Source organism: Acidobacteriota bacterium (assembly GCA_020845575.1).
GTDB lineage: Bacteria > Acidobacteriota > Vicinamibacteria > Vicinamibacterales > Vicinamibacteraceae > Luteitalea.
Map to the genome: position 1 here is coordinate 1 of JADLFL010000055.1, position 26,404 is coordinate 26,404.

Below are 26,404 nucleotides of genomic sequence, written 5' to 3' on the forward strand. Positions count from 1 at the left end.
CACGGCGGTGTTGAAGCCTAGCGTGAGCACCAGGTCGTCGTGCGCCGCGGCGTCACGCGTGGTGATGGCGTCGAACAGAAGGCTGCCGCGCGCGCCCTTGTACGGCACGGGCACGTGTTCGAGCGTCACGCCGCGCCATGAAGTCCGACGGCGCTGCGTGCCGGGATCCTCCTGACAATAGACGGTCACGTCCCAGCCGCGCTCGACGAGCCACGGTGCCAGGTGCTGCGCGCAGGCCTCGAACCCGCCGTGCCTGTTCGGGATGCCCCGCGATCCGAGGATGCGCAGGCGCCTGGTCATGAGATCGCCTCGTCGGGCTTGGCCAGGACGAGGATGACGTCGGAGAGCGTGGCGTCGTAGCGGCCAGCCGAGACCAGGCGGGTGACCAGCGAGACGCACGAGAGCGCGACGTCGGCGGCACGGTACCTGCGCCTGAGGTGTACGGGTACCGGACCTTCATAGAGGCGCAGGTCCGTTACGCGCAAGCCGATACTTTTAGCCGTGCGCCGCAGTCGCGCCGGCCGCAGCACGAGCGACAGCGTGGTGGGGAACTGGTCGAACGCGTCGGTTCCCACTGACGCATCGCCGAGCACGCGGCGATACACCCACACGTGGAAGCGCCACGGCGTGAAGCGCGTGACCAGGCCCTTGAGCGACAGGATGTTGGGCAGGGCGAGGACGGCCAGACCTCCAGGGCGCAGCACGCGGGCGATCTCGCGTATGGCGGTGTCTGGAGCCGGCAGGTGTTCGAGCACGTCCCAGCACACCACGACGTCTGCCGCGCCGGTGGCGATGGGCAGTCTCGCCACGTCGCCCTGCGCCAGCGCCGATCCGGCGTTGCGCCGCAACTGCGTGCGGAGGATGTCGATGCCCGTCACGCGCGCCGACGCAGGGTAGGTGAGGTGCGATCGTGCGCCGCAGCCGGCTTCGACGACGCGCGGGTGCGGCGCGCGCGCGAGCACGGCGGACACCAGCGCCTGTGCCCGTGAGGCCGGATCGGCGGCGGGCACTACCGGGCGCCGCGGCCCAGGAGCACGGCGGGGATGGTCTTGACGGCGATCTTGATGTCGAGCCACAGCGACCAGTTGTCGATGTACTCGAGATCCAGCCGCATCCACTCGTCGAACGTGAGATCGTTGCGGCCGCTGATCTGCCACAGGCAGGTGAGGCCCGGCTTCATGCTGAGGCGCCGGCGCTGCCAGGGCTCGTACTGTTCCACTTCTTCGACTACCGATGGCCGCGGTCCGACGAAGCTCATGTCGCCGAGCAGGATGTTCCAGAGCTGCGGGAGCTCGTCGAGGCTCGTGCGGCGCAGGAACCTGCCGAACGGGAACACGCGCGGGTCGTTGGTCATCTTGAACGCCGGTCCGTCCATCTCGTTGAACGGTTCGAGCAACGGCTTGAGCTGCTCCGCGTCGTTGGCCATCGTGCGGAACTTGAGGAACATGAAACGTTGCCCGTGCAGGCCGCAGCGCGTTTGCCGGAACAGCACCGGTCCCGTCGAGGCCAGCTTCACGCCGATCGCGATCGCCGCCAGCAGTGGGCTCAGCACCACGAGTAGCGCTGCGGCGATGACGACGTCGGCCACGCGCCGCACGGCCAGCCGGACTTCACTGCCTGGCGTGGGGGAGAACGTGAGCAGCGGGAACTCGTCGCCGAGCTGATCGAAGCTGAGACGCGAAGTCGATCGCGGCAGGAAGTTCATCGCCAGGCGCACCACGGTCCCCTGCTCTTCGAGCAGCGAGATGATGCCCGCGATGGCACGCAGATCGGCGAGCTGCCCTGTGGCGGGTGCGATCACGACTTCGGCGACGTGCTGTTCCTGCACGAGCCGGAACAGATCGCCGTACGTGCCCACCACCGGGAACGCCGAACCCGGCGCATCGTCCCATCGCCCGTCGGTGACCAGACCCGCGACGTCGAGACCCCAGTCGCGATGCGCGTTGATCAGGACCGCCGTCGCCGCGGCTTCCTCGGCGCCGCCGGCCACGAGAATGCGGCGCGGTCCGCCGCCGCCCATGAGCCATGCCCGCACCAGCCGGCGCAGGCCCACCACCAGCACGAAGTCGAACAGCAGGAACGCGACGATGACGGGGCGGCTGATGAAGACCTGCCGCGCGGTGAAGATGAACGCGATGAGGATCAGGCCCGAGATCGCGATGCCGCTCAGGATGACCGACGTCTCGCTGCTGAGCGTGCGCCCCTGGCGGCCGTAGAGGCCGAAGGCATAGAACACCAGCGGCCAGACCAGGATCACGCAGGCAAGGACCGGCAGGTACCACGCAAAGGGTGGCAGTTGGCCGGACAGGAACGGCATGCTGTCGCCGGGAACGACCCCACGCAGCGTGTAGGCCAGCGCCAGCGCCAGCACCGTGGCAAGCGCATCGCTGACGACGTAGGCGCCGTTGACCAGGCGCGCGCGTTCGGCAATCACGCCGTCACCTCCCCTGCTCCTGACCGAAGCGATCGCCTGCCGTCCGTATCACGCGCATGCTAGTGTCCGCTACCCCTGTCGTCGACGCAACCCCTGCTGGCTCATCCATTTGGCGTTGTGAACCACCGCGCCATGTCCGCTGATGTCGCCCTACTGCGGCCCAGCACGTGACGGCGCCACCGCAGCATCAGCGGCAGCAGCCGGAACACGTCGAGCAAGCCCGGGATCGACGACCACTCGCGCAGCAGCACGTAGCCCACCACCTGCGCGTCGCGCCGCGCGCCAGGCAACAGGAACCGCCAGGCCAGCCCGGCGGACTGGTTCTTCAGCCGGAGCAGAAAGCGGTTCCTGACGGAGTATCGGTTGATGGCGGGCGGAAGATCAGACCGTCGCTCCGGCGTCACGCGTCGACGGTGCCAGGCGATGCCGGACGGCACGTAGAGGCTTGCCCATCCGCGCCACTGCGCGCGCCACGCCAGATCGGCGTCCTCCCGATACGCGAAGAAGGCCCTGTCGAAGTACTCGCCCTCGAATGCGACGTCGTCGAGCATGGCGCGCCTGTAGAGCGCCACCGCTCCGCTGGGCCCGAAGATGCGCTCGGGCCCCTGCTCGAAGCGGCCTGACGCGGGGAGGTCCGCGCCGCGATCGAGGTGTCGCTGATCGGGCGTCATCACGATCCCCGTCGAATCGATCACGTCGGGGGCGTCGAGTCGCAGGAGGCGCCCCGTGGCGGAGCCGGCATCCGGCGCCGCGTCCAGGGCCTCAACCAGCGCGCGCACGTACCCGTCCGCCAGGACGGCGTCGGGATTCAGGCACAGGTAGTACGTGCCTGACGTGCGGGTGATGAGGTGATTGTGGGCGTCGGCGAACCCGAGGTTCGCATCGGCGAACACCCGCTCGTCGGGGGTCGTGAGCCGTTCGATCAGCGCACGCGACGCCGCCGTGGTGCCGTTGTCCCACACGTGCAGCGTGATCCCTGGATGGTCCTGCGCTCGCACCGACGCGATGCACCGTTCGAGCAGCGCATCAGGCTGCCATGTGACGATGCCGACGGAGACCGAGGCTGGGGGCACGCCCTACAGGGTAGCCGGCAACCGGCAATGCGACATGCCGTCCGGCTTGTACGGGCACTTGCTGGAGGCCAGGGGCTTCAGCCCCTGGCGCCGACGCACGGGTGAAGCCCGTGCGCTCCAGTGTGAAGAAGGCGGCGACCGCTTGCCCGATGGCCGGTGCCCGGTGTCCGGTGCCCGGTGCCCGGCTACTTGATCTTGACCGCCGTCTCGTTCGTGCCGGCACCGAAGAGTTCGCCGCCGCCGTTCCAGTACAGCGCGTGCTCGACGACGAGGGGGACGGCGTTGACGCTCTCGACACTCGTGCCGAACCGCTCGTTGTCTGCCAGTTGCGCGAACGTGTCCTTGCAGGGGCCAGGCTGGCCGGCGTAGCACGTGAAGCGCGAGTTGGCCGGCACGGTGAAGGTGGCTGATGTCACGACCGGACGACCGCCCTCGCGCAGCAGGCGCATGCGGACGGTCGCGGCGCTGTTGGAGGGGTTCGCGATGAGCACGAACGTCTGGTACTTCAGCGCGCCGCCGTTCTGCCCTTCGGCCATCGCCCAGTGTGTCCCCGTCGTGGTGAGTCCCGCGCTGTTGTGGGCATCGGTCCAGTTCTGGAAGGAACCGAACCAGTACATGGCGCGCTCCACGACGATGGGGTGCGTAGCCGAGACGTCGGCCGAGACGTCGACCTGCGTCGTGAGGGCATCCAGTCCCGACAGTTGCGTCAACTCGCTGTCGACGTACAGCGTGAGGCGGCTGTTGGCGCGCACGCCGTACGTCTGCGTGTATGTGCCGCTCGGCGTGAGATAGCGAACCGTCGCGACGGTGTCCTGCGCGCCGGGGTTGGCGATGAGCAGGTAGGTGTCGAAGTTCTGGCCGGTGGCGCCCTCGGCCACGAACCAGCGCGTGGCCGGTGTCGAGACCGCCGCAGAGGCATGGCCGCCCTCGAACTGGCGCCCGGGCTTGTTGAAGTACATCGCGCGTTCCACCGAGATGGGCTGATCCGCCGTGATGCGCGTGGAGAACGCCTTGCCGTCGAGCACGCGGACGCATCCCGTGTCTCCGGTGCCCGGCGCGCAGACCTGGTTGGCCCACAGCGTCATGCGCGCCGGAGCGCTCGGGAAATTCGCGGGGATGCTGACGACCTCGCCGCTTTCCAGCAGGAAGTCGACCTGTACCGTGGGGGCCACCGTTCCCGTCGCGGTGATCATGATGAACGTCTGGAAGAAGTTGTTGGCGGCGCCCTCGGCGAGGAACCACTGCTTTGCCGGTGCCTCGACGGCCTTGCCCGTGTGGGCGCCCCAGCCGTCGTTGTTGCCGAAGCTCATCGTCCGCTCGACGACCACGCCGCCGCGCATGGATTCGACGACCACCGAGACCGCCCGTCCCTCGCCGTTGTAACTCGCGTTGGCGAGGCTGTTGATGTCGATGGTGTGCCGACCGTACGCGGCGATCGGAATCTCCTGGATCACGGCCGGAGGCGGCGTGGCTTCGCCGAGATCGCCGCGCTGACCGAAGAGCACGATGGCCCTGACGATGGCCGAACGGTTCTCCGGGTTGGCGATGGCGATGCGCTCCTTGAAGAAGCCCGTCGACCCTTCGGCCAGTTCCCAGCGATTGGGAATGTGCGGGCTGGTACCTGCCGCGAACTCCGCCTGGTTGGACACGCCGTCGCCGTCGGGGTCGGCGTTCATGTCCGTGATGCCGTAGAAGGTCTGCCACTGCGACAGCGTCATCGGGGCTTCGTACGTGCGCGTGACCTGCAAGGGACCGGTCGCGTACTTGCCGTAGCTGTAGCCCGCCGCATCGGTCATCTCGACGTACACGTGGTACGTGCCTGGCGTGACCCCGCCGGGCATCGCGCCGAGATCCCAGATGTACGCCCCCGTGGCCGCGTTGAGCCCGCTGGCGATGAGCCGCTTGTCCGACGGATTGGTGTCGGTGTCGAGGTAGAGCGCCACCTGCGCCCCGACAGGCGCCGAGGGATTCGCGGAGTACCGGCCATCCTGCGCCGACCACTGCACGATGAACTGCCCCGACGCATCGGGCTCATCGTCGGCCGCGAGTTTGACGTTCGACAACCGGAACGGCGTCTCGAGGACGCCCTCGTTGATGTCGAGCCGGAAGTTGGTGATGGGCGACGCCAGGTTGCCCCAGGCCGATCCGCCGGGGAGGAACTGGAGTCCCTCCGGCACGCAGTTCTCCTGGCCCGACGCGTAGGCACTCAGGTCGATGGTGAACGTGCGCGGGCCGCCGTCCTGCACGATGAGACCGCACGTCTGCGCGAACGGCCCGCCCCGGTGTGCCGCCGTGCGCCACGTGGCGCGGACGATGCCTCCGACGCCCGGACGCCCGTTCCGCGTATCGATGTCCTCGAGGAACGGCCGTGGCGCGAGAGGGTCGAAGGTGGACTGTGGCGGCAGGTCGTAGTCGATGGTGAACGTGAGCCGGTGGTAGCGGCGCGCCAGGGCAGGTGTCAGTTCGAACTTCGTGCCCATGTCATCGTCGAAGAAGCGCACCTGCGAGTCGCTGTGCGGGTAGCTCGGGATCGACCTGTAGGCCACGCCCGTCATGCCCTGCGGTCCGAACGACACGTTCTTCACGTCGAAGTGCGCACTGCTCGGCGTGGTGTATCGGAACACGTCCTCCCGATTGGCCAGGTCCCAGGGATCCCCGAGCACCGTGGTCGCCATGTCCTCGCCGCCGGTCTCGTCTGGATTGAGGATCGTGAAGAACGGATTGGCGTCCACCACGAGTGTGGCCGTGCGCGTGGTCGATGCCCCCTGTGCCGTCAGCGTCCAGGTGCCTGGCGTGAGGTGGCCGTAGTCCCACGCCACGCTGCTGTTGTCGGGAAACGCTCCGGTCGACGCGCGCGGATCGTTGGTCCGCGGGGCGAGGTCTTCAGGGAACACCTGGACGGTCTGTGTGCCGTCGGTCGCGGTGATCACCACGCTGCCGCCGAGCGACTGCCAGGACAGGTTCACCGTGCGTGGCGCCGTGAGCCTGACCCAGTCCATCTGTACGGTGCTTCCGACCGGCCCACTCCCCAGCGCAAGGCTCAGGCCCATGACCTGCCCCGCCCACGACGTGCCGGAATACCGCTGCGGGATGAGCATGCGCGGGTCGGTCAGGCGGACGCGATACACCTGCCAGTCATTGGCGGCTCCCTGCGTGGCGACGGGGTTCTGGTTGATCCATCGAGCGGCGTCGGCGTCGTGGCCCTTGGCCAGCAGCAGCAACACCGCACTGGGGGTCCCCACGGCCCGCCGGCCCTTTTCCCAGATCGTCTTGAGCAGTTCCGTGTTCCCCGCAGCCCACGAGCGCTTCATCCGGAATGACAGGGTCACGTAGCGCGCTGCATCCACCGGCATGCGCAGCCCCGTGTCCTGACGGTCGTTCATCGCGTAGGGCACGCCACCGAACAGCATCTGCAGGGACGGACTCGCCTCGCGCGTGATGCCTGTGAAGACGCCGTTCTGGACCGTGGGCCAGGGCTGCCAGGCCGTGTAGTCGTTGTCGTTGTCCTGCGGTGTGACCTCGCCGACCGAGTACATGTACGAGTAGTCGGAGGGCTTGTCGAAGTCCCACGGGTCGCCCTTGACTTCGGCCGCGTAGTCGGGAGCAGCCGACACCGTTGCCGACGATCCGTTGTTGACGCGGAAGGTCTGGGCCGACGCCACGGCAGCCGAGAGGATGCCGGCCACCAGCACGGGCACCACTGACGAGACACGTATGGGGAACGACAGTCTTGTAATCGTCACAGCGCACCACAGGACTCGAAAGCACCTTCACCCGGGGCTGGGGACCCATGGTTCGATGCGAGGAACCATGCGAAGGCGAGGAGAGAACAACCGGCCCGCCTTCGCATCAGTCGCACGATCCGCGAACGGATGGAGCACGTCTGATGCCCATCAGCAAGGCAAAGACGATGCCAATCAGGCTGGCGGTGGAAACGGCGAGAGACCGATAGATGGCTGGCTGCCGGAACTGGAGGCTGACGCTCGTGGTGCCGGGGGGGACGGCCACGGCCATCAGCACGCCATCGGCTCGCGTCCATGTCGCCGGGCGACCATCGATCTGCACATTCCAGCCCTGATGCGCGCGATCGCCCAGGAGCATGACGCCGCCGTCCGGGGCATCGACGGTGATCGTGCGTGTGTCGTCGCCGACGGCTGACGCCACCACGCGGGCCGTCGAGGCAGGGGCATGTGAGGGAGGCGCGGCGAGCCAGGCCTCGCGCGCCGGGTCGAACGCCTGCGTATGCATCGCGGACGCGTGCGTGGAAGGGTCGCCAACATTTACACCGTCGACGAACCAGGCGCGCGGCCGGGCGTGCGGGTTTTCGTAGACGTTCAGATCGGCCGATCGGACGAGCACGGCGCCCGGGAATCGATCGGGTGCGACGGCAAACGATCGGAACCAGATCGTGCGTGCATCGTCGCGTCCGTCGATGCGCAGTCGCGTGCCGATCGCTGACGGTGATGCCGACGCGAGGAGCGTGGCGCTCGTCTCCGGATCGCTGCCTTCGCCGCGCAGCGTCACGACGATCGCGCGCGGCGGTGGTCCCCCAAGTGCGGGCCACGACAGGCGCCACCAGTCGTTGTCCCGAAGGTCGGCCTGTGCGGTGCGGCCTTCCGCCAGCACGCGTCCATCGTCGGTCGCGACGGTCCACGTCCAGTGCCCGCGATTGCGCCGTGCGTACGTGGCCGTCAGAAGATCGATGCCCCGGATGCCTTCGTGCCGCACCGGCACCTCGAAAATCACCGTGCGACCCTCCGCCAGCGGCTCGAGCGGCATGTATCCGCCGGCGCGCGGCGTCATGTCGATCGGTGCCGTGACGATGTACCGCACGCCGAGGACACCGAGCATCCGCAGGTCGAGCGTGTCGCGGTGGAGACCCACGTGGTCCCACTCGGCCGGCTGCGGTGTCCCCGTCGTTCCCGGCGGTGCCTGCGCGATGCGCAGGTAGTCCTGGTACGCCGCATCGCCGTGAAAGTCGAACCCCGTCACCGAGCGCAGCCCGAACAGACTCCAGACGTGGCCCTCGACCAGGTCGGCTGCCGTGTCGACCGGCGCGAGTCGCGTATCACCCGCGTGCGTGCGCAGCCAGTCGATCGTGGCGGTCGACGGGTAGTACCTGTCGCGTGCGACTGACGGATTGAATGCCTTGTGGGCCTGCACGAGATCGCCAGCCGCGAGCGCGACGAGCAGCAGGCCCCCCGCGGCGCGCACGCGGTGCGACGGCCACAGGCTCGCGGTCCCGAGGAGCGCGATCGTGAGCGTGCCGAGCCCCACGAAGCGGACCACCTGCAGCCGCTCGAACGGCTGCAGATGATGCGCGCGGATCTCGGGCAGGTACACGAGGAGTGCGGCTGCCGACACGGCGGCGAGTACGAGCCCCACGGACATGGGGCCGACGAGTTGTCGGAGTCGTCGGCGACGATCGGCCTGCGCCACCCACGCGTGGACGCCGATACCGGCGAGCACGGCGACACCGCATGCGGCGAGCGCATACCAGCGGAACGGGTTGGACTGCGCCTGCCCCGGCAGCGCCAGCAGCCATCGTCCGGGCGGAGCCCCGTACGCACGCGTCATCGCGAGCAGCGTCAGGCCCACGAACGTCCACCGCACCGATGACAGGTCGCGTGACAGGCGCGCGGATACGCCAAGTCCGGCGAGCAGCACCACGACGATGCCGAAGTAGGCGACGTGCTCGGGATAGCTGGCGGTGGCGTCGGGGTGCCACCAGTTGCCGCGGACCGGTGTCCCCCAGAAATCGGGCAGCGCGAGCGTGGCGAGGTTGGCCCACTCGGCGCCTTCCGCCGACACGACGCGCGCGCGGGCCGGCGAGTCGCTGAGCGACGCCAGCATCGGCCCAAGCGCTACGGCACCGAGCGCGAGGCCAAGCACGCCCCCGCCCACGCACGCCAGCAGACCGCGCGTGGTTGTGCCGGTGCTGGCGGCTGCCGCGCCTTCCTGATGGAGCGCGTGGCCGTGAGCCCGCGCGTCGTCGCCGGGCGTTTCCGGCCCGTGTGCGGCACTCCGGGCGTGCCAGATCTCGACGAGCGCATACACCCCTGCGCCCAACAGGCAGACCAGCATGGTGGCCATGTACGCGCCGAGCGCGAGGGCGCCGATTGCGAGCGCCAGGCCCGCGACGTCCCTCGCGTTGCCGCGCCTGACGCACCGCCGCACCTGTCGCAGCACCAGAGGCAGCCACGCGGCCACGGTCGGCATGGGCGCGCTGAGCCATGTGAGGAAGTGGCCGTTGAGCCCGTACGCGACGCCGCCCGCGGCAGCGCCGATGGCACCGATACCCAGCTCACGGAGGAACAGCCACATGGCGAGCGCGGCCACGAGCAGCCGCAGCGGGCCGTACCAGTTGACGGCGTCCTCGGCCGGCAGCAGGTGGAACGGCAGGCTGAATGGCGAGAACGCGCGACCGACGTCGAGACCATCGAAGAAGGCGGGCACGCCAGACAGCCGCGTGTCGTCGTAGTCGGGGAACGCCCCCGCCCGCAGCCGCGCGAAGTGCGTGGCCATCAACGGCTGGTGATAGAACGCCTCATCCGATCGCGTGGGATTGGTGGCCGCGCTCCGCGGTTCCTCGTAGGACCACGGATAGAACTGGTACACGAGATCGGCGGGCGAGAAGACCTCGCCATGACGCCACTCGCGCTCGAACAGCACGAGCAGCGCCGCGACCATGACCGCCAGTATCGGCAGCCATGCGATCCGCTGTCTCATCGTCGTCCGACGAGCGCGAACTGCGATGCCGCGCGACGGAGCCCCGGCACGGCGAGCCATGCCCTGTCGAAAGCGAAGACCGCGCGCCAGAGCGCGCGCGACTCGCTGCGCACGAGCCATGGCAGCGGGCCGCCGATCACGTCGATGTAGTCGATCCGGGTGGCGTGAAACCCTGCCTGTTCGGCTTCGGCCATCAGCACGAATGGATCCAGCGATGCCTCCTGTTCCGCGTGTACGGTGCTGCGCCGACGGAACCAGCGCTCCATCGCGCGGCGCAGGATCCCGCGCGCGTTCGGGTCGCGTACGTAGATCCAGCCGGATGGCGCGATCCATGTGGCGACGCGTGCCAGCAATGCCCGTCGCTGATCGGGCAGGAAATGGTGGAACACGCCCATCGCGTACACGACGTCGAACGCGCCGGGCTCGAACGCCTGGTTGTCGATGGCGCCCGCGATCACGGCGACGTTGTGGTGACCGGCGGCGCGCAGGCGCGCGCGTGCGGTGTCGGCGGCCGTGCTCGACAGCTCGACGGCGGTGATGTGGCCCACGAGTGGCGCGAGCGCGATCTCGTAGTCGCCGAGCCCCGCGCCGATCGACAGGACGCGCATGTCGGGACGCACGGGAACCTGTCGGAGGAACGCCGCCACGTTCCACGCAACGAGTTGTCGGAACCCTTCGCGCTCGAAGAACCGCTCACGCAGGGCGCGAGCGTACCACGCGTCCTCGTGTTCGCGCTCCTTGTCGATCATCGCGTCGTGCGACGTCACGCCCGCATCCTCCGCGCCGTCCACCAGCCCACATGCCACTCCCACGCCGCCGTGACACCGAACGCGACAACGGCGGGCCACAGCCGGAGCGGCGTCGTGGCCATGAGTACCCCAACGGCCATCAGCACGAGCAGCGCGTCGGCGACGGCCACGGCCGCCCGTGTTGCCGGTACGAGCAGCAGAGCCTGAGCCGCCACGCCCGCGGCGGTGAGCATCGGCAGATGATCGATCGCACGCCTGCGGCCGTGCCGCCACACGAGGCGGCGTTCCGCCGCCCCGTAACGCCGCATCATCCTCCTGAACCACGCCAACGTGCCAGGGCGATGGTGGTGGACCAGCGCAGACGGCACGTAGTAGAACGTCGCGCCGCGGGCCGCGAGCCGCAGATCGAGATCCACGTCTTCGCCGGGCCAGAAGTCCGGGCTGAAGCCGCCGGACGCGCGCACCGCGTCGATGCGGTAGGCGCTGCAGCAGCTCGGGTTGTGCTGCACGACACGCGGCCTGTCGTCGCCGCGCGTGTAGTCGCTCACGATGGACGCCACGCGGAAGAACGCCTGGAAGGCCTCGGCCGACGCCTCGCGCCCCGCTGTGAACACGTTGATCTGGCGTCCGCCGACACCCGTGGCGCCGCTCTGCCCGAGACCGTCGACGAGGGCGCGAACCCAGCCCGGCGCGGCCACGCAGTCACCGTCGGTGAACGCCACGATCTCGCCGCGCGCGGCGTCGATGCCGAGATTGCGCGCGACGGATGCGCCGACAGGGGGAGTCCGGATCACGCGGACGCCATGCGCGTCGCCAATCGCCGCCGTGGTATCGGTGGACCCATCGTCGACGAGGATCACCTCGACGTGCGGATGGTCCTGCGCGCGCAACGCCTCGAGGCAGGCCGGCAGGGTCGAGGCGTTGTTGCGTGCCGCGACGATCACGCTCACGAGCGGAGCCTCGGCCGACGCCGTGGATGGCGAGGTCACTTCGTGCGCGCCCGCCGTCGCGCGCGGCGAATCGCCACGGTGTTGCGCAGCGACATGCCGGCCCGCACGGGCCCCCAGCGCTTGAACGCCTCCATGTCGGCTTCCTTCACGCCCAGTCGCAGCGCCGCACGCTTCAGCCAGCGCGACGTCTTGTAGCTGCCGGCCAGGTGAGACCTGAACGCGTGAATCTGATCCTCGTGATCGGCAGCGAACTGCGGATCGGTCAGCCACGCGCGCAGCGGATCCACGACGCGATCCCACGTCATCTCACCGGCCACGGCGGCAAGCTGCGTGCGCGCGTCCGCACGGGCTCCCTCGTTGTCGAGCATCTCCAGAATCGCCTCGGCGAGCGCGTCGACATCGTCGGCGGGTACCGCCAACCCGAGACGTCGTTCGCGCACGAGGTGTCCGAAGTGATCGCCGTCCGTACAGACGATCGGGAGGCGCGCCCACAGGTAGTCGAGCATGCGCGTGCGATACGCGTAGCGCGTCTCGAGATGCGCGTGGTGCGTGCTCACGCCGAGGTCGGCTTCGAGCAGGTACAGCGCCCGCTCGTCGTACGGTACCCAGTCGTTGAAGATCACGTGCGTGCCGGAGACGCCGAGCGCTGCGGCGAGTCGTTGCGATCGCTCCACCACAGCCATGGGCGCCACGTGTGGATTCGGGTGCTTGACGCCCATGAAGAACAGCTTCACGTCATCGCGCCGGCGAGCGATGCGCGCGACGGCTGCAATCAGCGTTTCGGGATCCTGCCAGTCGAGCAGCGAGCCGCCCCAGAGCAGCACCTTGTCCGCTGGCGTGATGGCGGGATGCACGCCCTTCAGCACGGCAGGTGACAGTCCGCGATCGACGCGTGACCGGCGCGCGCGATCGGCGGCAGTGTCCACGCCCTCGGCGGGCAGGCCGAACGGCACGACGTCGATCAGGCGGCGCAGGTCCGCGTCGCGCGCGAGCGTGCGCGCGTTGACGCGGCCCGCGGTGTGCAGCGCGCCGAGCCAGAAGTCGCGTTGCCGTTCGCTGGCGCAGATGAAGAAATCGGCCTGCTGCAACTGCGCGTTCTGTACGCCAAGGATGGCGTCCGCCTCGGCATCGAACGCCGGCGTGGGAGGTGTGCCTCCGGCGCGATGCTGTTCGAGGTGCTCGATCGTGAACGGGCAGTAGAGGTCCGCCACGATGGGACACACGAGCGCGCGAAGGAATGGATACGACGTCAGCGCGAAGCCCTGCACGACGATGGCGTCGGCGGTGTCGGCCTGGGCCTTCAGCGACGCCGGAGTGGGTGTCGTCGGGTCGAACGGAACGAGCGCGACGCTGTCGTCGCGAATCTCGAGTGGCGCCGGCGCACAGACGGTGACGCGCGCGGTGCGGCTCAACGCGCGTGCCATCTCCAGCACGCGAATGGCCGGACCGGACATGCTGCCGCGCAGCGCTTCGTGCGTCACGAGCAGCACGTGCGGCCTGATGCCGAGCCGGGCGCGCAGGCCGAGCGTGTCGACGAGTGCCTTCTGCGTGTCGCGATACGAACGCCGGCCGTCCAGTTCCTGGAACGGACGCCCGAGGAAGGGCAGCACTTCATCGTCAGGCACGCGTCTGTGGCGCTGCTGTTCGTCGTGCAGTGACGTCAGGCGATCCCGATCCGCGAGCGTCGCGCCGATCGCCGCGAACTCGGGCATCGGAAGACTGGCGAGCACGCGCGTGGGAGAAGACGTTTCTGAGCGCGCATATACCTCAGGCGACACGCGATGCCGGCGGGCTGGTTCGAGCCACGGGCGCAGGAGATCGCGCAGCGGCGTGCGCAGCCACACGAGGTCCTGCGCCACGCGCAGCCCGGCGAGGACGAGCAGCGCGGGCAGCACGTGCGGGAGCGTGCGGTCGTCGTAATTGCGCAGCGCGATCCAGAGCGCGTTGCGTGCGAGCACGAAGCGCTTGTGCGCGTGCGGCTGCGTGCTCACCGTGGCGCCGTGCCTGTGATACGCCACGGCATCGGGCACCGTGCGGATCACGTGTCCGGCCATGCGCAGGCGCCAGCCCAGATCGATGTCGTCGTAGTAGGCAAAGAGCGCCGGATCGAAGCCGCCCGCCTCCTCGTACGCGCGCCGCGTCACGGCGAAGGCGCCGCCGTTCGGAAAGAAGGACTCGGCGAGCGCCATGCCCGGCACGAAGGGATCGCCGTAATGCTCCTGGAACCCGCGTGCCTCGAGACTCGCGGTGCCGCGCACGAAGTCGATGCGGGAGCCGTCCCAGCTCATCACGCGCGCAGCGGCGCACGCCACGCGACGATCGAGCGCGTCGACCAGCCGCGTCACGAACGTCGGCTCGAACTTCATGTCGTTGTTCACGAACACGAAGACGTCGCCGGTCGCGGCATCGACACCGGCGGCGTTGCCACCCGTGAACCCGCGATTTTCGGCAAGCGCCACCACCCGCACCTGCGGGACGTGCTCGGCGAGCCACGCGCGGCTGTCGTCGGTGGAGCCGTTGTCCACGCAGATCAGTTCGAGCTGGTCGTGCGGATAGTCGCTCGCGAGCAGCGACGAGAAGCAGTCATGGAGATGCCGGCGGCCGTTCCAGTTGACGACGATGACCGATACGCGGGGAGGGGTGAGGGGTAGTCCGGTGTCGATGGCGGGCGATGATGCCGGTGCTTCGACGGGAGTGGGCGTGTGACCGAGGCCGGCTGCGTCGCGGGTGCGCACGAGGCCGGGCATGTCGCGCGTGAACGCCTGCAGCGCCGCGAGCGGAATCGCCGTGCCTGCCTCGTCGGCGGGCCAGAGGGCGTCGGGTGGAGGTCCACCGAGCCGCGTGCGCAGTCGCGTGACCAGCGACGCGCGGCCCCAGTCACCGCCAAACGAGACCTGCGCGGCGTCGAGTCCTGTTGCGTTCCACGCCGAGGCGAGCAGCGCAGCCACCGGCGCGGTGAGTGCCGCACCGAGCGCGCCGGGCGAGGTGTGGAGGAAGGCGAGCCGCAGGGCGTTGCGCCACCGGAGGAACGTCTCGAACGCCGGTGCGTACGGATACGTGCGTGCAGTCACCCTGACGTTGGCGAGCGGCAGACGTGCGACAGTGCGGCCCGTCCGTTCGAGGCGCGCCGCGAGATCCTGGACGATGCCGAACGACCACAGCGCGGCGTCCGGGCCTCCGACGTCGAGCAGCGACTGCCGTCGCGCGCTCCACAGCGGCGGGTCATCGAGCGCCGGTATGCCGGACGTGCACGCGTGTGCCAGCCCCTGGCCTCCATCCGGATAGGGTTCCTGGGCGGGCACGGCCATGTCCGCTGACTCGAGTGCGGCCACTGCCTGCCTGAGCGTCTCGTCGTTCGGGACGGCATGGACGTCCACGACGAGAACGTGCGCGGCGGTCGTCCGCGCGAGGCCGGCGGCGATCGTGACGGCGGCACCGCGCGGTGCAGACATCTCGTCGCGCGCCAGCACGATGTCCACGTCGCGGTGGAGCGCACGCGCGAGCCGCGTGCGCCAGGCTGTGCCCGCGTCTGCCGCGGGCCAGTGCGCGCCATGGATGATGGCGGCGAGGTCGGGGGCGCTCACGACCCGACGGGCTCCCGTGCGTCTGCCGGAGTCACGCTCCACGTGCCGTCGAGGGTGATCTTCCCGAAGCGTTCGTTCGTGCCGCCTTCGACGACGGTGAACGTTGCGACACGCTCGCGATGATCGAGCGGATCCACGAGGTGGTGGTCGTAGGCCGATACGGCGAGCACGTAGCGACCCGGCAGCAGCGGGAGGTGCGCGATGCGGTACCTCACTTCGCCGTCGCCTTCGACGGCCTCGATTGCGAGGCCGTTCATGCGCGTGTTGGGCCCCGTGAGATGGGTGCCGTCCTCGTGGTACAACGCGAGGCCGAAGACAGGGCGTTCGTACCTGTGAGCCGCGCGATAGTCGAAGGCGATCGTCAGCGCCTCGCCCGTTCGTCGCGACGTGACAGGTACGTCGTCATCGTCGAGCAGCCTGACGCGCGGGAGTTCGATCTCGCGTGAGCCCCAGCGGTACTCGCCGGCGACGTCGCCGCTGGCCGCCGCGATCTGGTGATAGCGGGAGATGACGTCGACGGCCGTGCCGAGCGCCACCAGTTCGCCACGTTGCAGGAGGCACGCGCGCGAGCACAACCGCTCCACGAGCAGCAGATCGTGCGACACGATGATCACCGTGACACCCTGCTCCTGGAACGCCTGGATCTTGCGGAGGCACTTGCGCTGGAAGGCCTCGTCGCCCACGGCCAGCGCCTCGTCCACCAGCACGATCTCGGGATCGAGGTGCGCGGCCACCGAGAAGCCGAGGCGCATGTACATGCCCGACGAGTAGTTGCGCACCGGTGTGTCGATGAAGCGGTCGAGCTCGGCGAACGCGACGATCTCGTCGAACTTCCGGCGAATCACCGCCGACGGCACGCCGTGCAGCGCGGCGTTCAGGAAGATGTTGTCGCGACCCGAGAGATCGGGACTGAAACCGGCGCCGAGTTCGAGCAGCGACGTGAGCCGGCCGTTGGTCGCGACGGTCCCGCCGTCGGGCTCGAGGATGCCCGCCACGATCTGGAGCAGCGTGCTCTTGCCGCAGCCGTTGTGGCCGATGAGGCCGAGCGTCTCGCCTCGCGCCACGTCGACCGAGACGTCGCGCAGCGCCCAGAACGTCTCGTGGGCGCCGCGGTTGCCGCCGACGAGCCCGAGCATCCGCTCCTTGAGGCCGCTTCCGCCCTGGTGGACGAGCGTGAAGCGCTTGGAGACGTTGCGGACCGAGACCGCCGGGGCAGGCACCGGGAGAGTATAGCGACGGCCGCGTCAGCGCCCGCGGATCCAGTCCTCGGTGACGATGGCGTGGTTGATCGCCGTGCGCGAGTCAGACGTGTAGATCAGGTGAATCCTGCCATCGGCGCCCTGAAAGGCAATCGGGTACGCGTAGCTGTTGTCGCCCGACGCCAGCGCCCGCTTGATTGGCCACGTCCTGTCGCCATCGTCGGAGAGTGCGAGCATGAGCGGCGTGCGCTGCCACATGTGGTCGTTGTAGGCCAGCAGCAGCGCGCCCGACGAGAGCTTCAGGAAGTCGAGCGCGGAATTCGGGTTGGGAAATGCGCTGTTGCGGCCGTCGGACCACGTGCGTCCGCCGTCCTTCGATTCCGCGCGGATCGCCCAGCCGTCCTCGACGGGGCCATAGCCGCCGCCGCGCCGGGCGTAGGCGATGAGGTGATCGGGTTCGAGTTCGACGACGGCAGGCTGGATGTTGCCGTTCGCGGATCGGATCTCGCCGAGCGAGGTCCATGCCTGCGTCGCGGGATCGAACCTGAGGAACCGCGATGTGCTCTTCGGGCCCACGAGTTCCGTGTCTTCGCCGTCTTCGAGATACACGGGGAGGAGATAGCTGCCGTCGTGGAGCACGATGGGGCGGTTGCGCACCATCATCCCGGCTTCCAGCGCGAGCGGGAAGGCGTCGGACCATGTGGCGGCCATGTCTCGCGAGACCTTGGCCTGGATGCGCGACGTGCCCCACGTCTCACCGAAGCGCACCACGTAGAAGAGCCACACGAGGCCGTCGGGGGCCTGCCAGATCACGCCGTTGCCGACGGACCGGAACGGATCGCGTGCGATGGAGACGGGTGTGCTCCACGTGGTCTCACCCTTCTTCAGGCGCGCGCCGAACACCGTCGTGTCGCGGGCGTACTCGCCCTGGCCTCCGTAGTACACGAGATACAGGTCGCCGTTGGAGAGCTCGGTCAGGCAGGCCGGGTGCTTGTATGGACCTGTCGGCGTCTCGGGACCGAAGACCTTGGTGACGATGGGGCGCGGGGCGCTCTGCGCCCGTGCCGGGATGAGCCCGGCGGCGAGGACCGCGCACGTGAGGCCGGCAAGCAGTAGGTGACGCATCAGGACGTACAATACGCCGACACGGATGACACCTCGTAGTCCCAGCCCCCCGGGTCCCGCCGCGCGTGTGTCCGACGCGCGGGCGCGGGACGACAAGTACTACTCGAAGGTGATCGGTCGCGCGCTCGACATCATGGCCGTCCTGCGCACGCACGAGCAACCGCTCGGACTGGCCGAGGTCGGGGGCCGGGTGGGGCTGGCCAAGAGCTCCGTATTCCGGCTCCTGCACACGCTGGAAGTCTCGGGCTACGTCGAGCGGACCGCCGACGGTGCGTACGCGCTCGCCACCGACCTGCGGATGTGGGGCGACGGCCGGCGCGTGTCAGCACTCGTGGACGCCGCCATGCCGCAGATGCGTGCGTTGAGCCGCGAGTTCCACGAGACCATCACGCTGGCCATGCACTTGGACAACCGCATCGAGGTGGTGGCCACGCTCGACAGCCCGCAGCTCATTCGCATGGGCAACATCGTGGGCCGCATCCTGCCGCCGCACGCCAGTTCGCTCGGCAAGGCCATCACGGCGCACCAGTCAGACGAAGTGGCCGAACGCCTGCAGCGGAGCTACGGTGCGCACAGGTTCACCGATCACACCATCACCGACGAGATCGCGCTGAAGCAGGAATTCGAGCGCGTGCGGAAGGACGGGTACTCGGTGGATGCCGAAGAAAGCGTGCTCGAAGGCTGCTGCTTCGGTGCGCCCATCGCCGGTCCCGATGGCGTCGTCTTCGGCGCGATCAGTCTGTCGATGCCGAAGATGCGCCTTCGCGACGAGGCCAGGCAGGCGCAGATCATCGACGCCGTCCGTAGCGCCGCCACCCAGACGGCCAAGGCCCTGACACGCACCTGACGCACGCACCCTGTTGGCAAGGGCGCGGGGCCTGTCGTCGGACAGCCCCACCCGTCCTCGACGCGAACAGCCCTTGTACGGGAGACGCGCCTGCGCGCGGGCGGGGCGGCCCCGTCCGACGCCACCCGCGCCCGCGGCGGGCCGGCCTTGCCCGCCTCCGCTCGAAGGGTTTGCCATTTGTAAAACAGGTGATGTAGAAATGAAACATCTTTCAAAATGGCATCCACGCGCTCCCGCCCGGAGGCATTCTCCATGTACGCCCGCGTTCGCTCGACAGTGGCCTTCCTCACCTGGTTGTGGGCCTTCTCGGCGCCCGTGTTCGCACAAGGCGTCGTCCCGCAACCGCTCGATCTCACCACCGCAACCATCGTCGTGGCCGCGGATGCCACGCCGCGCGAGCGCACGGCCGCGACCATGCTCCTCGAAGAAGTGCAGCGCCGCTCGTTGGCGCGCTGGTCGATCGCCGACCGCGTGACAAGTGGTGCGGCGATCCACGTCGGCCGGCTGGCCACGCTGCGACGCGGACCGCTGGCCTCGCGACTCTCGGGCCCCGCACCGGGCGTCGAAGGTTATCGCGTCAGCGGTGCGCCGGGCAGCGTCGTTGTCGCCGGTACCGATGAACGCGGCGTGCTGTTCGGTGTGGGTAAGCTCCTGCGGACGCTTCACATCGCGCACGATCGCGTGACGCTTCCCGCCGGGGTCGACGTCACCGAGACACCCGTGGTCGCGATGCGCGGGCATCAGCTCGGGTATCGCCCGAAGACCAACTCCTACGACGCGTGGGACGTGCCGCAGTGGGAGCAGTACATCCGCGACCTCGCGGTGTTCGGCACCAACGCCATCGAACTCATTCCACCGCGATCGGACGATGACACCGACAGTCCGCACTTCCCGCGTCCGCAGATCGACATGATGGTCGAGATGTCCCGGCTTGCCGACAAGTACGGCCTGGACGTGTGGGTGTGGTACCCGGCGCTCGACGACGACTACACGACTGACGCCAACATCGCGAAGGCCGTCGCCGAGTGGGACGGAGTGCTGAAGCAACTGCCGCGTGTCGACGCGATCTTCGTGCCCGGCGGCGATCCGGGCCACACAGAGCCGTCGGCCATGTTCCGGTTGCTCGACGCGCAGACGGCCGCCATCCGCAGGCACCATCCGAAGTTCCAGATGTGGCTGTCGCCGCAGGGGTTCACGGCGCAGTGGATGGAGACCTTCTACGGCCTGATGGCCAAGCAGCCCGCCTGGCTCACCGGCATCGTCATCGGCCCGCAGAACCGCGACTCGCTCTCGACTGTGCGATCGCGCATCCCGAAGCAGTACAAGCTGCGCCGCTATCCAGACATCACGCACACGATTCGAGCCGAGTATCCCGTGCCGCTGTGGGATGTGGCGTACGCGCGCGTGCTCGATCGCGAAGTGATCAACCCGCGCCCGCTCGATCAGCAGGCTGCATTCACGCGCTGGCTGACTGTCGCGCCGGACTTCCTCACGTACTCGGAAGGCTGCAACGACGACCTGAACAAGATCGTCTGGAGCGCCCTCGGCTGGAACCCGAAGGGCGACGTGCACCAGGCCGTGCGCGAATACGCGCGCTACTTCGTGGGGCCTGCCTACGCCGAGCCGCTCGCCGACGGCATCTTCTCGCTCGAAGAGAACTGGCGCGGCCCGTTGGCGGGCAACGTGGGCGTGGACCGCACCCTCGAGAAGTTCCAGACGATGGAGCGCAACGCGGCGCCGCGCGACCTCCTGAACTGGCGCTTCCAGCAGTTGCTCTATCGCGCCTACTACGACGCGTTCATCAAGCGGCGCCTGCTGCACGAGCAGGCGGTGCAGGCGCAGGCCACGACGGCGCTTGCGTCGGCAGCGGGCGTCGGGACGATGGCGGCGATGGCCGACGCCGAGCGCGTGCTGGCGGCGTCGACGCAGCCGGTGGCACCCGAACTGCGCACGCGCGTGTTCCAGCTGGCCGAGGCGCTCTACCAGAGCATCCGCATGCAGTTGTCGGTGCCGCTGTATCGCGCGATCGGCATCGGCCGCGGTGCCAATCTCGATCTGATCGACGTGCCGCTGAACGATCGCGTGTGGTTGACCGAGCGCTTCGCTGAGATCCGCGCGTTGCCCGCCGAGCGCGAGCGCCTCGCGGCGGTGAATCGCATCGTGCGCTGGACCGATCCCGGCCCAGGCGGGTTCTACGACGACCTTGGAGCGCCCGGTCTGCAGCCCCATCTGGTGGCGCCGCCCGCGTTCAGGGACGATCCCGGACCGTATCATTCGGGTCTCACGGGCTTCGGGTCGCAGCCCAACTGGCGGTTGTCGTGGATGAGCCACGCCGAAGCGTTCTACGATGGCGCGCTGAAGATGACGTACGGGGACCTCGACCCCGCGGCGCAATACCGCGTGCGCGTGGTCTATGCCGGCGACATCTACAGCCAGAACGTGCGCATTCGTCTGGCGGCAGACGAGGCGCACGAGGTACACGGTCCGATCGCCAAGCCGTCGCCTGTTGCACCGGTGGAGTTCGCGATCCCGAAGGCCGCGACGGCCGATGGGAAGCTGACGCTCACATGGCGGATCAACGACGGCATCGGGGGCTCGGGGCGAGGCAACCAGGTCGCCGAGGTCTGGCTGCTCAAGGACACTGACGCGAAGTGAGCATGGCGACGACAGGGACGCGGTGGGTCAACCCGGTGAAGGCGCGCCTCGCGCGAGGCGAGTACGTGGTGGGCATGCCCGTGACGTCGACGAGCCTCGACGTGGCGGCGCTCGCCGCACGAGCCGGGTTCGACTTCCTGTGGGTGGAGATGGAGCACGGGCCCATCACGCTCGAGACCCTGCGTCACATCGTGCTGGCCACGCGTGGACTGCCGGCCGTGCCCATCGCGCGCATCCCCGCGGGCGAGACGTGGATGGCCAAGCGCGTGCTCGACCAGGGGGTCCACGGCGTGGTGGCGCCGTTCATGAGCACGCCGGCTGCGGCCGAGCAACTCTCGCGTGCGTGCCGCTATCCGCCGCGGGGCCGTCGCGGTTCGGGCTCCGGTCTGGCTGAAGGGACGTGGCCCGCCGTGCCGTCGTACTTCGACTCGGCCGACGATCAGGTGCTCGTGGTGGCCGTGATCGAAGACGTCGAGGGCGTGGAGCACTGCGAGGCGATCGCGGCGGTCGAGGGCATCGACGTGTTGTTCGTCGGGGCGAGCGATCTCTCGTTCTCGATGGGGCTGCGTGGCGACATGACGCACCCGGACGTGCTGAAGGCCGCCGATCGCGTGCGCGACGCGGCGGTGCGACACGGCAAGTACTGCGGGCGTCCCGTGGGGTCGCCCGAGTCGCTGCAGCGCTTCGCCGACGAGGGCTATCGCCTGTTTCACGCCGCGTCGGACCTGACGATCTTCGCCGAAGGCGCCCGCGCGTGGCTCGGGCCCCTCGGCCGCTCGACAGGGGGTGCGCGTGCGGCGTATTGAGGGGACGGCCGGGCTCGGAGAGCCGGCCCTACCTACTGCGAACGAGGCAGAAGGGGCAGGTAGGGCCGGCCCTCCGAGATCAGGTGGGGCCGACTCTGCGAGATTGGGTAGGGCCGGCTCTCCGAGCCCGGCCGCGGTGAGCCTGTTCACGCGTCGACAATTCCTGACGGCTGGAGCCGTAGTGCTCGCGGCGGGGTGCGCGCGGCAGGAGTCTCCCTGGCCCTCGCGTGAGGTGCGCGTCATCGTGCACGCGCCCCCGGGCGGGATGTCCGACACGGTGGCGCGCTTCACGTCGCGCGGACTCGACGAACGTCTCGGCGTGCCGGTCCTTTGCGAGAACCGCGTTGGCGCCATGGGGGCCGTCGCGTTCTCGGCGGTGAAGTACGCGGCGCCGGATGGCTACCTGATCGGCTACGCGCCCGTGGAACTCGCCGTCGTGCCGCATCTGCGCTACGTCGACCTCTCGACGGGCGACTTCGATCTCCTGGCCCGCCATCACAGGGCGCCCGCCGCACTCGCCGTTGCGTCAGACTCACCTTACACGACGCTTGCGGCGTTCCTCGACGCGCTGCGCGGTGGCGCGCGCATCAAGCTGGGCACGGCGGGGCCGCTCAGCGTGTGGCACCTCGGTGCGCTCGCGCTCGGCCGCCACCTCGATCGGACGTTCATCTACGCACCGTTCCCAGGGTCGGGCCCGGCGACGACGGCGCTGCTCGGCGGCCATGTGGACGCGGTGATGGCCGGCGTGCCCGAGGTGCAGGCGCTCGTGCGGGGCGGTGCGGTGCGCCTGCTCGGCATCATGGGCGAGGCCTCGTCGCCCGTGTTCCCTGACGTGCCGACGTTCCGCGACGCGGGCCTCGACCTGATCTTCGAGGCGTGGGGCGGATTCATGATGCCGCGCGGCGTGGCACCCGGGACGCTCGCGCGCCTGGAACAGGACGTCCTCGCGGCGTTCGATCTGCCGGCGTTCCGCACGTACTGCGATACCGCCGGTCTCGACGTCCAGCCGCTCGACGCGGAGGGTTTCCGCGCGTTCGTCGATCGGGAATCAGCGCGATACGCGCGCCTCGTGCGCGAGTTCGGATTCGTGAGCTGATGGCGGGCCCGCGCCTGGTCGCCGCCGTGCTCGCGGTGTTTGCGCTTGCCATCCTCGCGGCGACGATCGGCTATCCGGGCGGATCGCAGGGCGTCCCCGGACCGGCTGTCGTCCCGCGGCTCCTCGGCGTGTCGCTGCTCGTCATCGGGCTGCTGCTGGTGCGATCGCCCGGCAGCGGTGCGCCGCGCCTCGTGCGTCATCAGGTGGCGATCGCCGCGACGATGGCCGTGCTCGTCGTGTACGTCACCCTGTGGCGCACGGTGCCGTACGGCGTGCTCACGGGCCTGGCCTTGCTGGCGTTCATGCGGCTCACGGGGCTCGGCTGGCGCGGCGCGATCGTCGCGGCGGCGATCATGGCCACCGCGCTCCAACTCCTCTTCGAGCGCGGGCTCGGCGTGAGGTTCCAGTAGATGCCGGGCGATCCGATGCTCCTGCTGGCGCCGCTGCTGTCGGTCGACGCCTGGTTCTACGTGCTCATCGGCGTTGGACTCGGCGTGTTGTTCGGCAGCCTTCCCGGCTTCACGGCCACGATGGGACTGGCGGTGCTGACGCCGTTCACGTTCTGGGTCGCGCCCGATCAGGCCATGGCGATGCTGCTGGGGCTGCTCGTGTCGGCGATCTTCAGCGGCGGCGTGCCCGCGATTCTCCTCAACACGCCGGGCACGCCCGCGTCGATCGCGATGACCTGGGATGGCCATCCGCTCGCGCGACAGGGGCGCGCGGGTCTTGCGCTCGGTCTCAACGCCATCGGCGCGTTCCTCGGCATCTTCCTCAGCCTCGTCGTCCTGCTGATCGCGGCGCTGCCGTTGTCGCGCCTCGCGCTGCGGTTCGGGCCCGCGGAGTACTTCGCCGTCGCAGTCTTCGGTCTCAGCACGATCGTCGGCGTATCCGGCGGGTCGATGCTGAAGGGCCTGGCGACGGGCATCATCGGCCTGCTGCTCGCCGTGATCGGCCTCGACGCGATCACCGGGTATCCGCGCTTCACCTTCGGACAGCCGGAACTGCTCGACGGTGTGTCGTTCATCCCCGTGATGGTGGGACTCTTCGGCATCGCGGAGGTCTTCACGCAGATGGGCGCGCCGCCCCGCCAGCAGCTCGACGCGCGTACGCAGACGGCCGGCATGCTGCCCACGCGGGAAGAGTCGCGCACGCTCTGGTCGCACGGACTGCGCGGCTCGCTGATGGGGATCTGGATCGGCATCATGCCGGCCGCCGGCGCCGACGTCGGTGCGATCCTCGCCTGGGATCAGAGCCGTCGCTTCTCGAAGACGCCGGAGCGCTTCGGCAAGGGGTCGCTCGAAGGACTGATCGCCGCGACGACCGGTGCCAACGCGGGCATCGGCGGCTCGCTCGTGACGACGCTCGCACTCGGGATCCCGGGCGATTCGGCGGCGGCCGTGTTGATCGGCGCGCTGCTGATGCACGGCCTGCAGCCAGGCCCGCTGCTGTTCCGCAATCGTCCGGACCTGGTCGCCACGATCGTCGCGCTCGTGTTCATGGCGTCGCTCATCACGCTCGTGTGGGGCCTCATCGGCGCGCGCGTGCTGGCGAAGATCCTCAGGATTCGCGATCAGTATCTGTGGGCCACGGTGCTGGCCGTCGCCCTCGGCGGCAGCTACGCGCTCAATCAGTCGACGGGCGATGTGTGGACGGCGCTCATCGCCGGTGTGTTCGGATTCCTGCTGCGACAACAGGGCTTCCCGATGGGACCGCTGGTGCTCGCGCTCATCCTCGGCCCGATGGCCGAGTCGAACCTGCGCCGCGCGCTCGCGCTGTCGGAAGGTTCGCTCGCGACATTCGTCACGCGCCCGATCTCGCTCCTGTTCCTGGTCCTCGCCGCCCTGACGCTCCTGTGGCCCCTCTTCTCCCGCAAGAGCACCGACAGCCGGCTTCCTGACTCGTCGGTCCCGGACGGCGACACGTTGTAGGGACGGGACCACCAAGGTGCGGCTACACCTGAACCTGCGCTACCTCCACACCGTCGCGGCGATGTAGCGTTCGGGGCCTGACTGGTCGTTGAAGTAGTACACCGACACGATGCGGCCGTCGGGGCGGATGACGGACCGGGGATAGCCGAGGTCCCAGTCCGCGGCGCCTTCACGCAGCGTGCGCGGCGACGACCACGTGACGCCCGCATCGTCGCTCGTCACCACGCAGATGCTGAACGGCGCGGCGCGCAACCCGTACACGCAGCAGAGACCTCCCGTTGCGAGCCGCAGCAGGCTTGCCGGATTGCCGCGGCCTGTATCGGCGACGACGATGCCGGCCGACGTCCATGTGAGGCCAGCATCACGACTGCGATAGCCCTCGACGTGATGCTGCGTGCCGTCGTTGCGCCTGATGGCGGTGTAGAGATGCCCGCCGCCCAGTGACACCGTCGACGGCATGATGCGATAGCCGTCGCTTTCGGGTCCGATCCAGCCGAGTCGCTCCCAGGTGAGCCCGCCGTCGCGCGTGCGCAGCGTGAGTGGACGGCCTTCCCTGCCGTTGGTCTTGAGCGCCGTGATGAACACCAGCAGTTCGCGCGGCCCGACGACGAGATGGTCGGTACGCGGATCGAGTCCCGGCGTGTCGAACGCGGGGATCTGATACGGCCCTGACCACTGGCGACCTCGATCGCGCCCGACGTACATCCACGCGCCGGGCGTGCCGTGCGAGGCGCGGAAGGTGAGTGCCAGTCCAGGCGACGTGAAGTCGAGCGGCGCTGACAACGTCTGCACAGTTGGGAGGCGCAGCGGCTCGCCCGTGACGGCGCGACGTTCGGGGCGCGGCGGCGGTTGCAGCGTCGCGGGGACTTCGAGCGCCCACGTGCGCCCGCCGTCGAGCGACCGCGACAGCACGTGCTGTTCACCGGCGGATCTGTCGATCGGGTGGCGATTCGGATCGCCCGTCTTCAACACGCCGGCCGTGAACCCGACGAGGATTTCGTCGCCCCAGTTCCAGATGCCGTGGTTGGCCGGCCACCCGCCGTAGCGCCCCTTCTCGCGCCAGACAGTGACGTGCTCGACGTCAGGCGCCGCCGACGTGCCGAGAAGGGCCGGGCTCGCAGAGCCGACCCTGCCAACGACGAGCAGACCGGAGGACGTGAAGAGAAACGCGCGTCGATTCATACCGTTCGCCAGGGGCTGGAGCCCCCGGCCTCCATTCGCCCGGTCGG

General features: G+C 69.2%; 18 protein-coding genes. 6 read left to right on the forward strand and 12 right to left on the reverse strand.

What is annotated here, in order from left to right; genetic code table 11:
• From IT182_16115 to IT182_16165, 11 genes are all read right to left on the reverse strand, one after another.
• Positions 1-300: DUF1972 domain-containing protein (locus tag IT182_16115; protein ID MCC6164874.1), on the reverse strand; the 300-nt coding region annotated here is incomplete at its 3' end.
• Positions 297-971, reverse strand: coding sequence for a class I SAM-dependent methyltransferase (locus IT182_16120; GenBank protein MCC6164875.1), 675 nt, complete (start codon positions 969-971; stop codon positions 297-299). The genes IT182_16120 and IT182_16115, both read right to left, overlap by 4 nt.
• 38 nt (positions 972-1,009) lie before the next feature.
• Positions 1,010-2,434, reverse strand: coding sequence for a sugar transferase (locus IT182_16125; protein MCC6164876.1), 1,425 nt, complete (start codon positions 2,432-2,434; stop codon positions 1,010-1,012).
• A gap of 101 nt (positions 2,435-2,535) precedes the next feature.
• Positions 2,536-3,507, reverse strand: a complete 972-nt coding sequence (locus IT182_16130) for a glycosyltransferase family 2 protein (GenBank protein ID MCC6164877.1) — start codon at positions 3,505-3,507, stop codon at positions 2,536-2,538.
• Positions 3,508-3,692: 185 nt separating this feature from the next.
• Entirely contained in the window at positions 3,693-7,250 is a 3,558-nt protein-coding gene (locus tag IT182_16135; GenBank protein MCC6164878.1) for a hypothetical protein, read from the reverse strand.
• A gap of 106 nt (positions 7,251-7,356) precedes the next feature.
• On the reverse strand, positions 7,357-10,236 hold the full coding sequence (locus IT182_16140; protein ID MCC6164879.1) for a hypothetical protein: 2,880 nt from the start codon (positions 10,234-10,236) through the stop codon (positions 7,357-7,359).
• Positions 10,233-11,003, reverse strand: a complete 771-nt coding sequence (locus IT182_16145) for a class I SAM-dependent methyltransferase (GenBank protein MCC6164880.1) — start codon at positions 11,001-11,003, stop codon at positions 10,233-10,235. Before IT182_16145 ends, IT182_16140 begins: the two co-directional genes overlap by 4 nt.
• On the reverse strand, positions 11,000-11,974 hold the full coding sequence (locus IT182_16150) for a glycosyltransferase (protein ID MCC6164881.1): 975 nt from the start codon (positions 11,972-11,974) through the stop codon (positions 11,000-11,002). The genes IT182_16145 and IT182_16150 overlap by 4 nt, the downstream gene beginning before the upstream one ends.
• Complete coding sequence (locus tag IT182_16155; protein ID MCC6164882.1) at positions 11,971-15,519, reverse strand: glycosyltransferase; 3,549 nt, start codon at positions 15,517-15,519, stop codon at positions 11,971-11,973. The genes IT182_16150 and IT182_16155 overlap by 4 nt, the downstream gene beginning before the upstream one ends.
• A complete protein-coding gene (locus tag IT182_16160; GenBank protein ID MCC6164883.1) occupies positions 15,516-16,739 on the reverse strand; it encodes an ABC transporter ATP-binding protein in 1,224 nt (407 codons plus the stop codon). The genes IT182_16155 and IT182_16160 overlap by 4 nt, the downstream gene beginning before the upstream one ends.
• 24 nt (positions 16,740-16,763) lie before the next feature.
• Positions 16,764-17,843 (reverse strand): exo-alpha-sialidase, encoded by a 1,080-nt coding sequence (locus IT182_16165; protein ID MCC6164884.1) that lies wholly within the window; start codon positions 17,841-17,843, stop codon positions 16,764-16,766.
• Between the two features lie 25 nt (positions 17,844-17,868).
• On the opposite strand from IT182_16165, the gene IT182_16170 reads away from it, so the two are divergent.
• From IT182_16170 to IT182_16195, 6 genes are all read left to right on the forward strand, one after another.
• Positions 17,869-18,690: an IclR family transcriptional regulator gene (locus tag IT182_16170; protein ID MCC6164885.1), complete on the forward strand. Its 822-nt coding sequence runs from the start codon at positions 17,869-17,871 to the stop codon at positions 18,688-18,690.
• A gap of 294 nt (positions 18,691-18,984) precedes the next feature.
• Positions 18,985-21,345, forward strand: a complete 2,361-nt coding sequence (locus IT182_16175) for a hypothetical protein (GenBank protein ID MCC6164886.1) — start codon at positions 18,985-18,987, stop codon at positions 21,343-21,345.
• Positions 21,346-21,347: 2 nt separating this feature from the next.
• On the forward strand, positions 21,348-22,151 hold the full coding sequence (locus IT182_16180; protein ID MCC6164887.1) for an aldolase: 804 nt from the start codon (positions 21,348-21,350) through the stop codon (positions 22,149-22,151).
• A 136-nt stretch (positions 22,152-22,287) separates the two neighbouring features.
• A complete protein-coding gene (locus IT182_16185; GenBank protein MCC6164888.1) occupies positions 22,288-23,247 on the forward strand; it encodes a tripartite tricarboxylate transporter substrate binding protein in 960 nt (319 codons plus the stop codon).
• Positions 23,247-23,657, forward strand: a complete 411-nt coding sequence (locus IT182_16190) for a tripartite tricarboxylate transporter TctB family protein (GenBank protein MCC6164889.1) — start codon at positions 23,247-23,249, stop codon at positions 23,655-23,657. Before IT182_16185 ends, IT182_16190 begins: the two co-directional genes overlap by 1 nt.
• Positions 23,658-25,175 carry a tripartite tricarboxylate transporter permease gene (locus IT182_16195; protein MCC6164890.1) on the forward strand — a complete coding sequence of 506 codons (1,518 nt, stop codon included), beginning with the start codon at positions 23,658-23,660 and terminating at the stop codon, positions 25,173-25,175.
• Positions 25,176-25,214: 39 nt separating this feature from the next.
• On the opposite strand, the gene IT182_16200 is transcribed toward IT182_16195, so the two are convergent.
• Complete coding sequence (locus IT182_16200; protein MCC6164891.1) at positions 25,215-26,357, reverse strand: exo-alpha-sialidase; 1,143 nt, start codon at positions 26,355-26,357, stop codon at positions 25,215-25,217.
• Positions 26,358-26,404 lie beyond the last annotated feature (47 nt).

What these genes read in the sequence shown, in the direction of transcription:
- IT182_16140 (MCC6164879.1), bottom strand. Translation starts at nt 10,236, where the DNA reads ATGAGACAGCGGATCGCATGGCTGCCGATACTGGCGGTCATGGTCGCG.
- IT182_16165 (MCC6164884.1), bottom strand. Translation starts at nt 17,843, where the DNA reads ATGCGTCACCTACTGCTTGCCGGCCTCACGTGCGCGGTCCTCGCCGCC.
- IT182_16170 (MCC6164885.1), top strand. Translation starts at nt 17,869, where the DNA reads ATGACACCTCGTAGTCCCAGCCCCCCGGGTCCCGCCGCGCGTGTGTCC.
- IT182_16180 (MCC6164887.1), top strand. Translation starts at nt 21,348, where the DNA reads ATGGCGACGACAGGGACGCGGTGGGTCAACCCGGTGAAGGCGCGCCTC.
- IT182_16190 (MCC6164889.1), top strand. Translation starts at nt 23,247, where the DNA reads ATGGCGGGCCCGCGCCTGGTCGCCGCCGTGCTCGCGGTGTTTGCGCTT.
- IT182_16195 (MCC6164890.1), top strand. Translation starts at nt 23,658, where the DNA reads ATGCCGGGCGATCCGATGCTCCTGCTGGCGCCGCTGCTGTCGGTCGAC.
- IT182_16200 (MCC6164891.1), bottom strand. Translation starts at nt 26,357, where the DNA reads ATGAATCGACGCGCGTTTCTCTTCACGTCCTCCGGTCTGCTCGTCGTT.